Origin of the sequence: Streptomyces aquilus (genome assembly GCF_003955715.1) — a bacterium.
GTDB lineage: Bacteria > Actinomycetota > Actinomycetes > Streptomycetales > Streptomycetaceae > Streptomyces > Streptomyces aquilus.
In genome coordinates, this window is the sequence record NZ_CP034463.1 from 5,225,746 (window position 1) to 5,238,501 (window position 12,756).

Consider the following 12,756-nt stretch of genomic DNA (forward strand, 5'->3'; position numbering starts at 1 on the left):
CGGGAACTGAGAGCGACTCGGCCACGCATGAAGGCCCCGGCCGTCGCAACGGCCGGGGCCTTCACAGGCGTGTCACCGACTACGCGAGCAGCGCCGGGATCGTCTCCTCGTGGGCCTTCTTCAGCTCCTCCAGGGAGAGCGCGAACTCGCCCTGGATCTCCACGGTTTCGCCGTCGACGACACCGATGCGGGTGACCGGCAGGCCCCGCGCACCGCACATGTCGTTAAAGCGGACCTCCTCGGAACGCGGCACGGCGACGACCGCGCGGCCCGCCGACTCGGAGAAGAGGAAGGTGAAGGCGTCGAGCCCGTCCGGGACGACCAGACGCGCGCCCTTGCCGCCGAGCAGCGCCGACTCCACGACCGCCTGGATCAGGCCGCCGTCGGACAGGTCGTGCGCCGAGTCGATCATGCCGTCGCGGGAGGCCGAGATCAGGATCTCCGCGAGGAGGCGCTCACGCTCCAGGTCCACCTTCGGGGGCAGACCGCCCAGGTGGTCGTGGACGACCTGGGACCAGGCCGAGCCGCCGAACTCCTCACGCGTGTCGCCGAGGAGGTAGAGCAGCTGGCCCTCCTCCTGGAAGGCGACGGGCGTGCGGCGGGCGACGTCGTCGATGACGCCGAGCACCGCGACCACGGGGGTCGGGTGGATGGCGACCTCGCCGGTCTGGTTGTAGAGCGAGACATTGCCGCCGGTCACCGGGGTGCCCAACTGCTGGCAGGCGTCGGCGAGTCCACGGATGGCCTCCGCGAACTGCCACATCACGGCCGGGTCCTCGGGCGAACCGAAGTTGAGGCAGTCGGAGACGGCGAGCGGCTTGGCACCGGTGGTGGCGACGTTGCGGTACGCCTCCGCCAGCGCCAACTGGGCGCCGTGGTACGGGTCCAGCTTGGCGTAGCGGCCGTTGCCGTCCGTCGCGATGGCGACGCCGAGGCCGGTCTCCTCGTCGATGCGGATCATGCCCGAGTCCTCGGGCTGGGCCAGCACCGTGTTGCCCTGCACGAAGTGGTCGTACTGGGACGTGATCCACTTCTTGGAGGCCTGGTTCGGGGACGACACGAGCTTCAGGACCTGCTGCTTCAGCTCGTCCGAAGTCGCGGGCCGAGGAAGCTTGTTGGCGTCATCGGCCTGGAGCTCGTCCTGCCAGGACGGGCGGGCGTACGGGCGCTCGTAGACCGGGCCGTCGTGCGCGACCGTGCGCGGGTCGACGTCGACGATCTTGCCGCCGTGCCAGTAGATCTCCAGCCGGTCGCCGTCGGTCACCTCACCGATGACGGTGGCGATGACGTCCCACTTGTCGCAGATCTCCAGGAACCGGTCGACCTTCTCCGGCTCCACGACCGCACACATCCGTTCCTGCGACTCGCTCATGAGGATTTCCTCGGGAGAGAGCGTCGAGTCACGCAGGGGGACGTCGTCGAGGGTGACGCGCATGCCGCCGGAACCGTTGGAGGCCAGCTCGGACGTGGCACAGGACAGACCGGCCGCGCCGAGGTCCTGGATGCCGACGACCAGCTTCTCCTTGAAGGCCTCCAGGGTGCACTCGATGAGGAGCTTCTCCTGGAAGGGGTCGCCGACCTGGACGGCCGGACGCTTCGAGGGCTTGGCGTCGTCGAAGGTCTCGGAGGCCAGGATCGAGGCGCCGCCGATGCCGTCGCCGCCGGTCCGGGCCCCGTACAGGATGACCTTGTTGCCCGCGCCGGACGCCTTGGCGAGGTGGATGTCCTCGTGCCGCATGACGCCGATGGCACCGGCGTTGACCAGCGGGTTGCCCTGGTAGCAGGCGTCGAAGACGACCTCGCCGCCGATGTTGGGCAGGCCGAGGCAGTTGCCGTAGCCGCCGATGCCGGCGACGACACCCGGCAGGACGCGCTTGGTGTCGGGGTGGTCGGCGGCGCCGAAGCGCAGCGGGTCGACCACGGCCACCGGGCGGGCACCCATCGCGATGATGTCGCGGACGATGCCGCCGACACCCGTGGCCGCGCCCTGGTAGGGCTCGACGTAGGAGGGGTGGTTGTGCGACTCGACCTTGAAGGTCACGGCGTAACCCTGGCCGACGTCCACGACGCCCGCGTTCTCGCCGATGCCGACGAGGAGGGCGTCGCTCTGCGGGGCCTTCTCGCCGAACTGGCGGAGGTGGACCTTGGAGGACTTGTAGGAGCAGTGCTCGGACCACATGACCGAGTACATGGCCAGTTCCGCGCCGGTGGGGCGGCGGCCGAGGATCTCGACGACCCTCTCGTACTCGTCCTTCTTGAGACCGAGTTCGGCCCAGGGCAGCTCGACGTCGGGGGTCGCGGCCGCGTGCTCGACCGTGTCCAGAGGCGTCCGGCTCATGCGTTGACCAGCTTCTTGAGGATCGAGGTGAAGAAGGGGAGGCCGTCGGTGCGGCCCGACCCGATGAGCGGCTCGACGGCGTGCTCCGGGTGCGGCATGAGGCCCACGACGTTGCCGGCCTCGTTGGTGATGCCGGCGATGTCGCGCAGCGAGCCGTTGGGGTTGAAGTCCACGTACCGGAAGGCGACGCGGCCCTCGGCCTCGAGCTTGTCGAGGGTGTACTCGTCGGCGACGTACCGGCCGTCCATGTTCTTCAGCGGGATGTGGATCTCCTGGCCCGCGCTGTAGTCGACCGTCCACGCACTGGAGGTGTTCTCCACCCGCAGCTTCTGGTCGCGGCAGATGAAGTGCAGGTGGTCGTTGCCGAGCATCCCGCCCGGGAGGAGGTGGGCCTCCGTGAGGATCTGGAAGCCGTTGCAGATACCGAGGACCGGGAGGCCGGCCTTCGCCTGCTCGATGACCGTCTCCATCACCGGCGAGAAGCGGGAGATGGCGCCGGCCCGCAGATAGTCGCCGTAGGAGAAACCACCCGGGAGGACGACCGCGTCCACCTGGTGGAGGTCCTTGTCCTTGTGCCAGAGGGCGACCGGTTCGGCGCCCGCGAGGCGGATCGCGCGCTGGGTGTCCCGGTCGTCGAGACTCCCCGGGAAAGTGACGACGCCAATACGAGCGGTCACTTCGCGGCCTCCGCGACTTCTTCCACCTTCACCGTGAAGTCCTCGATCACGGTGTTGGCGAGGAAGGATTCCGCAAGATCATGGATGCGGGCGAGCGCGGCCTCGTCGACCGGCCCGTCAACTTCCAGTTCGAAACGCTTTCCCTGACGGACGTCCGAGATGCCTTCGAAACCCAGACGCGGCAGTGCGCGCTGCACCGCCTGGCCCTGGGGGTCGAGGATCTCCGGCTTGAGCATGACGTCGACTACGACGCGTGCCACTGGCACTCCCGGTGTGTGGTGCTGAGCAAGGTTCCTGCGGGTGTCCTCCAACAGGCACCTTCAGACTACCCGCACAAAATTTCTACGCGCGTTGACTTGTAGGAAGCTACGTGACCCCAGTCACGATCCGGCATCAGGGGCGGCGTTCACCAAAATTTCCAGGAAAGATCCGCGATCGACACCCGATACCTATTGCGCTCGGACACGCCAAAGGATTTAGTCGGGCTTCACAATGCATTGTCGGGCACTGTACAAATGAATTGACAAAGTGCCGTACGAAGGGACCGATATTCGTGGCGCAGAAGGTCGTGGTCACTCTCTTTGACGACATCGACGGCTCGGAAGCGGCGGAAACCATCGCCTTCGGACTCGACGGCAAGTCGTACGAGATCGACCTGAATCAGGTGAATGCCGAGAAACTGCGTAAGGCCCTCGAGCCCTACGTGGAAGCCGGCCGGAAGCGCTCCCGGTCCGGCAAGGCGTACAAGCAGACCGAGGTCGCTCCCGACCCGGCGGCGGTCCGCGCCTGGGCCCAGGCGAACAAGATGGACGTGCCGGCCCGCGGCCGCATCCCCAAGAAGGTCTACGAGGCGTTCGCCGAGGCGCAGTAGCCCCGTCGACGCCCGGTCACCCGCCCCTCGGGACAACCGACTTGCGCTGCACCCCTCCTGGTCGGCTAGAGTCTGGAGCACGCCGAGGGGCGAGGCCGGAAGGCCCAGCTCACGGAGTACATGCGGGTGTAGTTCAGTAGCAGAACATCCCCCTTCCAGGGGGAAGGCGCAGTGTGCAATTCCTGTCACCCGCTCTGCATCACCGGTCTGGTCCCTCTTGTGGATCAGGTAGGATGGTGCTCGCGCCGGTCGGTGAGAGCTGACCGGAGGCAATGCGAACGTAGCTCAGTTGGTAGAGCGCAACCTTGCCAAGGTTGAGGTCGCGAGTTCGAACCTCGTCGTTCGCTCTTGATGAAAGCCCCCCGGCTTCTGCCGGGGGGCTTCTTCGTGTGCGGAGTGGTTGCGGGGTGCCTCTGACATTTGTCATGCCGAGTGATGACAGCGCGCACTCCTTCCGGGTCCCCGGCGCCGGGACGCTTGCACCATGGACACGAACACGAACGTGATTGAGGTCACCGACCTGCGACGCGTCTACGGGGGCGGGTTCGAGGCGGTCCGCGGAATCAGCTTCTCCGTGGCCCGCGGCGAGGTCTTCGCTCTGCTCGGCACCAACGGGGCCGGCAAGACGTCCACGGTCGAGCTGCTGGAAGGGCTCGCGCCACCGGCCGGGGGCCGGGTGCGGGTACTCGGGCACGATCCCTACGCCGAGCGGGCCGCCGTACGGCCGCGGACCGGCGTGATGCTCCAGGAGGGCGGGTTCCCGTCCGAGCTGACCGTCGCCGAGACCGCCCGGATGTGGGCGGGGTGCGTGAGCGGGGCCAGGCCGCCCGTCGAGGCGCTGGAGCTCGTCGGGCTCGCGCGCCGGAGCGACGTACGCGTGAAGCAGTTGTCCGGGGGTGAGCGGCGGCGGCTGGATCTCGCGCTCGCGCTGCTCGGGCGGCCCGAGGTGCTGTTCCTGGACGAGCCGACGACCGGGCTCGACGCCGAGGGGCGCCGGGACACCTGGGAGTTGGTGCGGGCGCTGCGCGACGGCGGCACCACGGTGCTGCTGACCACGCACTATCTGGAGGAGGCCGAGGGCCTCGCCGACCGGCTCGCCATCCTGCACGAGGGGCGGATCGCGGTCACCGGGACGCCCGCCGAGGTGACGGCCGGGCAGCCCTCGCGGATCTCCTTCGAGCTGCCCCAGGGGTACTTCGTGGGCGATCTGCCACCGCTCGGGGAGCTGGGGGTGCTCTCCCACGAGGTCGACGGACGGGTCGTACGGCTGCGGACGCGGGAGTTGCAGCGGGTGGCCACCGAAGTGCTGGTGTGGGCGTCCACGGCGGGGGTCGAGCTGCGGGGGCTCGATGTGCGGTCGGCCTCGCTGGAGGAGGCGTTCCTGGGGATCGCGGCTCAGGAGGTCAGGGCATGAGCGCCGTGGTCGACCGGATGGCGGTGGGTCGGGTGAAGGCCCTCGCGCGGGCCGAGCTGACGCTCTTCGGGCGCAGCAAGGGAATGATCGTCACCGCGGTGTTCGTGCCGCTGGTGCTGCCGTTGAGTGTGCGGACCGTGGCCGAGGACATGGATCTGAAGGGCACCGGGCTCAGCGTCGGGACGGTGCTGCTGCCGGGGGCGATCGGGTTCTCGCTGCTGTTCGCGGTGTACTCGGCGCTGGTCGGCGTCTTCGTCGGGCGGCGCGAGGAACTCGTCCTCAAGCGCCTGCGGACGGGAGAGCTGCGGGACGGCGAGATCCTCGCCGGGACCGCGCTGCCGGCCGTGACGACGGGGCTCGTGCAGTCCCTGGTGCTGGCCGCGGCCTGCACCGCCCTGCTCGACATCCCGGCCCCGAGGGCACCGCACCTCGCCGTCCTGGGCCTGCTGCTCGGGCTCGCGGTGAGTGCCCTGCTGGCCGCCGTCACCGCGGCGTTCACCCGGACCGTGGAGAGCGCTCAGGTCACGGCGTTGCCGCTGGTGATGGTCGCCATGGTGGGGTCGGGGATCGCCGTCCCGCTGGAGCTGCTGCCGGACCGGATGGCCTCGGTGTGCGAGCTGCTGCCGCTGACCCCGGTGATCACCCTGATCCGCGGCGGCTGGACCGGCGAGCTCAGCGTGTACGAGACGATCGGGCCGGTGCTGACCGCGCTGGCCTGGGCGGCGGCGGGGGTGTTTGCTGTAGGGCGGTGGTTCCGGTGGGAGCCGAGGCGCTGAGGTACGGGGAGAGCATGCGCAAGCCGGGGAGCTGGTGGGGGCGGAAGAGCACGCCGGCCAAGGTCGAGACGTACACCCGATGGTCGTTCCACTTCTTCGCGGTGATCGAGGCGGTCACGGTCGGGCTGCCGCTCCTCGGTGCGATGACGCCCTGGCTCGCCGCTCCGCTGCTGACGCTGGTGACCGTGCACGCCGTCACCTGTGCCGTGACCGCTTCCCGGGTGCTCGACTGGACGCGCGGGCGGCGCGAGCGGCCCGTCCCCATGCTGTGGACACTCGGCACGGTGACCGCCGTCGTCGCCGTCACGGCCCTCGGCGTCGCGGAGCGCGGGCCGGGCGGGGACGACGTCCAGACCGCGGCCGGCAGCGTCTTCGGGGTCATCCTGATCTTCGGTGCCGGCGTCATCGCGATGGGCGTGCGCGAGCGGCGCCGGGTGTACGGCGTCGTCGCCGGGTTCGCGGCCGGGGCGGGGATCGTGGCCCTCCCGCTGGGGCTGCCCGCGCCCGCCACCCTGGTGACGATGCTGGTCGTGCTGCTCGGCGGCGGGTTCATCGCCTTCACCTCCGCCTTCTCCGTCTGGCTCCTCAACGCCGTGTACGAACTCGACGAGGCCCGCGAGACCCGGGCGCGGCTCGCCGTCGCCGAGGAACGGCTACGGTTCGGGCGCGATCTGCACGACGTCATGGGCCGCAACCTCGCGGTGATCTCGCTGAAGAGCGAGCTCGCCGTGCAGCTGGCCAGGCGCGGGCGGCCCGAGGCCGAGGAGCAGATGATCGAGGTGCAGCGCATCGCGCAGGAGTCGCAGCGCGAGGTGCGGGAGGTCGTACGCGGCTATCGGGAGGCCGACCTGGGGGTCGAACTCGGCGGCGCCCAGGGCGTGTTGGCGGCGGCCGGGATCGAGTGCACGGTCAGCGGGGAGGCGGCCGGGCTGCCGCTGGACGTGCAGTCGGCGCTCGGCTGGGTGGTCCGGGAGGCGACGACGAACGTCCTGCGGCACGGGGACGCCAAGCGGTGCACGGTGGCCGTGCGGAGGTCGGAGGACGATGTGGTGCTGACGGTGGAGAACGACGGGGCCGCCGGTCCGTCCGGGCCGGGCGGGTCCGGGCTCGCCGGGCTGCGGGAGCGGCTGGCGGCGGTGGACGGGACGTTGGAGGCGGGGACCGTGCGGGAGGGTGTGTTCCGTTTGGTGGCACAGGTGCCGATGGTGACAGAGGTGACTCCGTGACCGTGCGGCTGTTGCTGGCCGACGACGAGCATCTGATCCGCGGGGCGCTGGCCGCGCTGCTCTCGTTGGAGGACGATCTGGCGGTCGTCGCCGAGGCCGCGTCCGGGCCCGAGGCGCTGGCGATGGCCCGGGCGCACGAGCCGGATGTGGCGGTGCTCGATCTGCAGATGCCGGGGGCCGACGGTGTGAAGGTCGCCACATCGCTGCGGGCCGAACTGCCCGGCTGCCGGGTGCTGATCGTGACCAGTCACGGCCGGCCCGGCCATCTGAAGCGGGCCCTTGAGGCGGGTGTGCGCGGGTTCGTCCCCAAGACGGTGAGCGCGCAGAAGCTCGCCGAGATCATCCGCACGGTGTACGCCGGAAACCGTTACGTCGACCCCGAGTTGGCCGCCGACGCGATCTCCGCCGGGGACTCGCCGCTGACCGCGCGCGAGGCCGAGGTGCTGGAACTCGCCGCCGACGGGGCGCCCGTCGCGGAGATCGCCGAGCGGGCCGCGCTGTCCCAGGGGACCGTGCGGAACTATCTGTCGTCGGCCGTCTCGAAGCTCGGGGCGGAGAACCGGCACACCGCAGTACGTCTCGCGCGCGAGCGAGGTTGGGTATAGTAGGCATCGCGCTTCGGCGCAGTGCGAACGTAGCTCAGTTGGTAGAGCGCAACCTTGCCAAGGTTGAGGTCGCGAGTTCGAACCTCGTCGTTCGCTCCACTTGAAAGGCCCCGGTCATCGACCGGGGCCTTTGTCGTGCCGTCAGCTCCAGCTCGTGCCCGTCAGGCGCTCGTATGCCTCGATGTACTTGGCGCGCGTGCGGTCCACGACCTCCTGCGGCAGCGCGGGCGGCGGCTGCTCGCTCTTGCGGTCCCAGCCGGAGGCCGCCGAGGTCAGCCAGTCCCGCACGAACTGCTTGTCGTACGACGGCTGCGCGTGCCCCGGCTCCCACGACTCGGCCGGCCAGAAGCGGGAGGAGTCCGGGGTGAGGACCTCGTCGCCGATGACGAGGGTGTCGCCGTCGAAGCCGAACTCGAACTTGGTGTCCGCGAGCAGGATGCCCCGGTCGCGGGCGATGTCCCGGCCGCGGGTGTAGACGGCGAGGGTGGCCTGGCGCAGCTGGGCGGCGGTGTCGGCGCCGACCTGGCGGGCGACCTCCTCGTACGACACGTTCTCGTCGTGCTCGCCGACCGCGGCCTTGGTGGCCGGGGTGAAGATCGGGGCGGGCAGCTCGCTGCCGTCGGACAGGCCCTCGGGGAGGGCGAGGCCGCAGACCGTACGCGACTCGTTGTACTCCACGAGGCCGGAGCCGGTGAGGTAGCCGCGGGCCACGCACTCGACCGGGACCATCTGGAGCGACTTGCAGACCACCGTGCGGCCCGCCCAGTCGGCGGGGGCGCCCTCGGGGACATCGGTGCTGATGATGTGGTTCGGGATCAGGTCGGCGAGCTGGTCGAACCACCACAGGGAGAGCTGCGTGAGGACCCGGCCCTTGTCCGGGATCTCGGTGGGCAGCACCCAGTCGTACGCGGAGATGCGGTCGCTGGCGACCATCACGAGGTCGCCCGCCTCGTTCTGGTACAGCTCGCGCACCTTGCCGGTGTGGAGATGCACCAAGCCCGGCACCTGGATCGGCTCGGGCTTTTCTACGAATCCGGACACGGTTCCTCCCCGTGGTTCTGTCCAACGGGTTGATTGTCCCTTATAGGCGGCTGACCTCGGACCTCGGGTCAGTCACGCTTGCAGATGCGGTCCAGGAGGTTGGCGGTGGCGCGCTGGACGCGGGGGTCCACATGGCCCGGGCGGTCCAGGGACGGGGACCAGGCGAACGTCCCCGACGCGAAGACCAGGGCGCCCGAGGGGGCACGGTAGAGGGACGTCTCCTGGTGGCGGAGGGCGCCCTCGGTGTCGGTGTACGGGGAGTGTGCGAGCAGGATGCGGTCGTCGTGGGCGGGCAGCGGGGTGCGCGGGAAGTAGCGGTCGGCCTCACCGGCGACCAGGCCCTCGATGGCGTCGCCCTCATGGGCGCCGGTCGCCTCCCACAGCCAGTGGTCGGCGTTGCGCACGATCAGCGGATGGGGCTCGGGGACCTGGCCCGCGTACTGGATGCCGATCAGCTCCTGCTCGGGGCGGTCGATCTCGCGCCACAGCACCGGGCGGCCGGGGCCCCGGCGCTTGCGGCAGGTCAGGAGGCGGTCGGGGACGCCGGACGGGGACGGGCCCAACTCCACCTGCCAGTACATGGTGTTGGCGGAGAGGAAGACGAGGGAGGTGCCGTGGTCGCGGGCGCGCTCCACGGTGCGGCGCATGTTCGCCGACCAGTACTCGTCGTGGCCCGGGAAGACCAGACCGCGGTACCGGGTGGGGTCGACGCGGCCGGAGTTCAGATCGCGGGCGTCGGCGTAGGCGAGGTCGTAGCCGTAGCGCTCGGCCCAGCGGATGAAGTCGTAGGCGTGGCCCACGTGCAGGGGCAGGCCCGCGCCCGCGTACGGGCGGTCGAAGGAGACCGTCGTCGCGGCGTCGGACTCGCCGAGGAGACGGCCGTCCTCGTCCCACGCGTGGTAGAGGCTCGCGCCGGTGTGGCCGTCCTCCGGGTAGAGGTTGTACGCCTGCCACGTCACGTCCGGCAGGAGCAGGAGCAGGTCGGCCGGCTGGTCGTGGCGGACCGTGAACGGGACGTGGGAGCGGTAGCCGTCGGCGGTGGTGAGGACGGCCACGTACGCGCCGATGCTCCAGTACGAGGGGATCTGGAGGCGCCAGCTCAGCCACCAGTGATGGCAGGAGACCGTGCGGTCCGCGGTGAGGGGCGGGGGCTGGACGATGCCGGAGAGACGGGGGCTGGTGGTGATCTTCGCGGCGCCGTCGCCGCCGTAGTGGCCGATGCGGTAGACGTCGACGCTGAATTCCTGGGGCGGGTCGACCGTGATGTGGAAGTCGACGGCCTCGCCGGGGGCGACCGCGCCGGTGGAGGCGAAGCCCTTGATCTGGCGGCGCACGTCGTCGGCCGCGCGGGGGCCGCCGGAGGAGGAGCGGGGGGTGGGGATACGGGCGCCGGTGGCGCCGGCCGGGGGTGGTGGCGGGGTGCCGTCCACATACCAGGGGACGACCTGGCCCGTGTCGTCGAAGTAGGTCTCGCTGCCCCGGAGCCAGGGGAGAGGGCCCTGGCCGAAGGGGTCCGTCACGGCGTGCGCCAGGGCTCCCGACTCCCAGCGGCGGATCGGCTCCGAAGCCATGGCTGCTCCCCTCCCTCGTACCCCCGTGTGGTCGGCGTGTCTTATGTCGCAAGCCCTTGCCATGTGCGCGATCGGTCCCAGCACATCACATAACGCGCGCAGGCTGTCACTATTCGTTGCGAATTCGCCGAAAGTGGAATCAGGTGTTCCGACACGGCTGCCTCAGACCAGGCGGAGCGGCTTCTCCGGGCGTATGCCTGCCTGGGTCAGCCAGTGGCGCAGGGGGACGGGGTCGCCGTCCTCGATGAGGCTGAGGACGCCCGGAGCGAGGTCCGGGGTCCGCTCTCCGTTGATGAGGAGGGTCGGGCCGTCCAGCCAGTCCAGGCCGGGGGTGGCGCCGGCGGTGTCCATCGCGGCGCAGCAGACCATCGCCGTGACGTGGTCGGTGAGGAGTTCGCGGGCGGTGCGAGGGGGTTGGAGCGGGAAGAGGGGGAGGGTGGCGTCGTCCCAGGGCAGGGGTGGGGGCTGGGTGTCGGGAGCCTTTGCCTCGGGGGCCGTGGACTCCTCGCGGGCGAGCTCGGTGGTGAGGGCTGCGGCGAGGGTGTGGGTGCGTTCGCTGCCGGGTTCGGACTCGCCGTCGGCTTCGGCATCGACATCGACATCGGCGGGGGCGGGGGCCGGGGCGGCTGCGGTGTTCGGCGGAGTGGCCAAGTAGTCCAGGACCCTCGACAAGGTGGGGCCCGCTGTGGCCGGGGTGGTGGGGTCCGGGGTGTGGTGGATGCCCTGGGCGTCCAGGACTCGGTGGAGGCGGGCCGCGTCCAGGCGCCACTTTCGGTCCACGACCTCTTCCGGGTACTCCTGCCAGGTGACCGGGGCCCAGTCCGGGCCCGGTTCGGCGGGGCCGCCGTGGAAGAGGCGGGCGGCGAGGAGAGAGGCCGCCTCGTCGATCGCGCCGGGTTCCTCCAGGAGGTCGCAGGCCGGGCGCTCGCCCAGGCGGGAGGCGAAGCCCTCGGCCAGTCGGTCGCGGCGGGACAGCTCCGTGAGGGCGGCCACCACGCCGGCGTCCAGTCGGGAGGGCCAGCGGCCCATGCGCCAGGCGGGCAGCGCGACGCGGGTCAGGAGCCGGTCCCAGCCCGCGTACGCCAGGCCCACCTGTTCCTGCGCGACGATCCGCAGTCCGTAGTCCACCGCCTGTGCGCGCTCGGCGGCCGCGGCGGCCACCCCGCGCTCCATCAGCGCCGCGTGCTCCCGGCAGCTGCGCAGCAGCAGCCGCGCCACCCAGCCGACGGCCGCGCACACCCCGCGGGTCAGCGGGCAGCGGCCGGACGTCGAGGAGACGGCCACCGCGGCGTCCAGACCGCGCACGAAACGGCGGGCCGCGGCTATGTCCGGGTGGGCCGAGGGGCCCGTACCGGCGACGACCGGGGCGAGGACGGCGCGGAGCTCGCCCACGCGCATCCACCACAGGAACGGGGAGCCGATGACGAGGACGGGGGCCGCTGTCGTACGGCGGTGCGCGCCGGGGGCGCCGGTGAGCTCGTCACGGTCGGTCCGCGGGGGCGGCCCGTGGGCCGGGTGGGTGCGGTCCTCCAGCCAGCTGTCGCAGTCCGGGGTGAGCGCTATCGCGGAGGGGGCGGGGACGTCGAGGCGGTCGGCCAGGTCGCGGACCATGCGGTACAGGTCCGGGGCGGACTCCTCGGCGATCGGGACCGTCGGGCTCACCGCGGGGCGGGCGCGCGCCACGACCAGGGCGATGCCGGCGGCCGCGAGCAGGACGAGGGCGGCGAGCGGGGCGACGGTCCAGCGGGCGGCATGCCAGCCGGGGCCCACCAGATGGCCGGTGGTGTCGCCCGCGTACAGCACCACGGCGACCGCGGCGGGCAGCAGTGCGACGGCCAGCGCGCGGCTGCGGATGCGCAGCACGGCGAGAGCCCGGGAACGAGCGGCCTGTGCTCCTGCCTCCACACCCATACCGGTCACGACCGGAGTCGCCCCCTCCCTGCTGTCCGTGCGTTGCTCATTCCCCCACTGTGGCACCCGCCACCGACATCGCAATGCCGGTGGGCCAAGTGCCGGAACGCTTGCGCCGCACCCTAGTTGGGCCCTCGGTCCCCGTCAGCCGTTAAAGACACCGGTCACTCGATGGAATGGCTTTGGGGAAAGGTGGATGACGGACAGCGATGATCAGGCCTTGGATCTTGACTTGGATTCAGTCATCTTCGAGGCGAGCGAAAGCCGCAGGCCCCGAATCCAGAGACGGATTCGGGGCCTGCTCGGTTCATCGGGTCCCGGGCCGG

11 protein-coding genes and 3 tRNA genes are annotated in these 12,756 nt (G+C 70.9%); 8 read left to right on the plus strand and 6 right to left on the minus strand.

Going from position 1 to position 12,756, the window contains the following annotated elements; genetic code table 11:
• Positions 1–79 precede the first annotated feature (79 nt).
• The 3 genes from purL to purS are packed head-to-tail and all read right to left on the minus strand — an operon-like array spanning position 80 to position 3,275.
• Positions 80–2,338: a phosphoribosylformylglycinamidine synthase subunit PurL gene (gene purL, locus EJC51_RS23895; protein WP_126272957.1), complete on the minus strand. Its 2,259-nt coding sequence runs from the start codon at positions 2,336–2,338 to the stop codon at positions 80–82.
• Positions 2,335–3,015, minus strand: a complete 681-nt coding sequence (purQ, locus tag EJC51_RS23900) for a phosphoribosylformylglycinamidine synthase subunit PurQ (protein ID WP_079310179.1) — start codon at positions 3,013–3,015, stop codon at positions 2,335–2,337. The genes purL and purQ overlap by 4 nt, the downstream gene beginning before the upstream one ends.
• Complete coding sequence (purS, locus tag EJC51_RS23905; RefSeq protein ID WP_015659417.1) at positions 3,012–3,275, minus strand: phosphoribosylformylglycinamidine synthase subunit PurS; 264 nt, start codon at positions 3,273–3,275, stop codon at positions 3,012–3,014. The genes purQ and purS overlap by 4 nt, the downstream gene beginning before the upstream one ends.
• A 293-nt stretch (positions 3,276–3,568) precedes the next feature.
• Here purS and EJC51_RS23910 point away from each other — a divergent pair, with 293 nt between their 5' ends.
• The 8 genes from EJC51_RS23910 (at position 3,569) to EJC51_RS23945 (ending at position 8,006) form a co-directional block, all read left to right on the plus strand.
• Positions 3,569–3,886: a histone-like nucleoid-structuring protein Lsr2 gene (locus EJC51_RS23910; protein WP_059194499.1), complete on the plus strand. Its 318-nt coding sequence runs from the start codon at positions 3,569–3,571 to the stop codon at positions 3,884–3,886.
• A gap of 122 nt (positions 3,887–4,008) precedes the next feature.
• Positions 4,009–4,080 (plus strand) — tRNA-Gly (locus EJC51_RS23915).
• 80 nt (positions 4,081–4,160) lie between these two features.
• Positions 4,161–4,233 (plus strand) — tRNA-Gly (locus EJC51_RS23920).
• 137 nt (positions 4,234–4,370) lie between these two features.
• Complete coding sequence (locus EJC51_RS23925) at positions 4,371–5,300, plus strand: ABC transporter ATP-binding protein (protein WP_126272958.1); 930 nt, start codon at positions 4,371–4,373, stop codon at positions 5,298–5,300.
• Positions 5,297–6,076, plus strand: coding sequence for an ABC transporter permease (locus tag EJC51_RS23930; RefSeq protein ID WP_126272959.1), 780 nt, complete (start codon positions 5,297–5,299; stop codon positions 6,074–6,076). Before EJC51_RS23925 ends, EJC51_RS23930 begins: the two co-directional genes overlap by 4 nt.
• A gap of 14 nt (positions 6,077–6,090) precedes the next feature.
• The gene (locus tag EJC51_RS23935; RefSeq protein WP_126272960.1) at positions 6,091–7,302 is read left to right on the plus strand and encodes a sensor histidine kinase; all 1,212 of its coding nucleotides are present in this window, start codon (positions 6,091–6,093) and stop codon (positions 7,300–7,302) included.
• Positions 7,299–7,907, plus strand: coding sequence for a response regulator transcription factor (locus EJC51_RS23940; RefSeq protein ID WP_126272961.1), 609 nt, complete (start codon positions 7,299–7,301; stop codon positions 7,905–7,907). Before EJC51_RS23935 ends, EJC51_RS23940 begins: the two co-directional genes overlap by 4 nt.
• Positions 7,908–7,930: 23 nt before the next feature.
• Positions 7,931–8,006 (plus strand) — tRNA-Gly (locus EJC51_RS23945).
• 42 nt (positions 8,007–8,048) lie between these two features.
• Here the strand turns inward: EJC51_RS23945 and EJC51_RS23950 are convergent.
• From EJC51_RS23950 to EJC51_RS23960, 3 genes are all read right to left on the minus strand, one after another.
• On the minus strand, positions 8,049–8,948 hold the full coding sequence (locus EJC51_RS23950; RefSeq protein ID WP_126272962.1) for a phosphoribosylaminoimidazolesuccinocarboxamide synthase: 900 nt from the start codon (positions 8,946–8,948) through the stop codon (positions 8,049–8,051).
• Between the two features lie 68 nt (positions 8,949–9,016).
• Positions 9,017–10,519 carry a N,N-dimethylformamidase beta subunit family domain-containing protein gene (locus EJC51_RS23955; RefSeq protein WP_126272963.1) on the minus strand — a complete coding sequence of 501 codons (1,503 nt, stop codon included), beginning with the start codon at positions 10,517–10,519 and terminating at the stop codon, positions 9,017–9,019.
• Positions 10,520–10,681: 162 nt separating this feature from the next.
• Positions 10,682–12,430 (minus strand): hypothetical protein, encoded by a 1,749-nt coding sequence (locus EJC51_RS23960; RefSeq protein WP_208870832.1) that lies wholly within the window; start codon positions 12,428–12,430, stop codon positions 10,682–10,684.
• Between the last annotated feature and the right edge of the window lie 326 nt (positions 12,431–12,756).

Excerpts from the sequence above, each read along its gene's own strand:
- purL (WP_126272957.1), bottom strand. The coding sequence starts at position 2,338 with ATGAGCCGGACGCCTCTGGACACGGTCGAGCACGCGGCCGCGACCCCC.
- EJC51_RS23925 (WP_126272958.1), top strand. The coding sequence starts at position 4,371 with ATGGACACGAACACGAACGTGATTGAGGTCACCGACCTGCGACGCGTC.
- EJC51_RS23930 (WP_126272959.1), top strand. The coding sequence starts at position 5,297 with ATGAGCGCCGTGGTCGACCGGATGGCGGTGGGTCGGGTGAAGGCCCTC.
- EJC51_RS23935 (WP_126272960.1), top strand. The coding sequence starts at position 6,091 with ATGCGCAAGCCGGGGAGCTGGTGGGGGCGGAAGAGCACGCCGGCCAAG.
- EJC51_RS23955 (WP_126272963.1), bottom strand. The coding sequence starts at position 10,519 with ATGGCTTCGGAGCCGATCCGCCGCTGGGAGTCGGGAGCCCTGGCGCAC.
- EJC51_RS23960 (WP_208870832.1), bottom strand. The coding sequence starts at position 12,430 with ATGGGTGTGGAGGCAGGAGCACAGGCCGCTCGTTCCCGGGCTCTCGCC.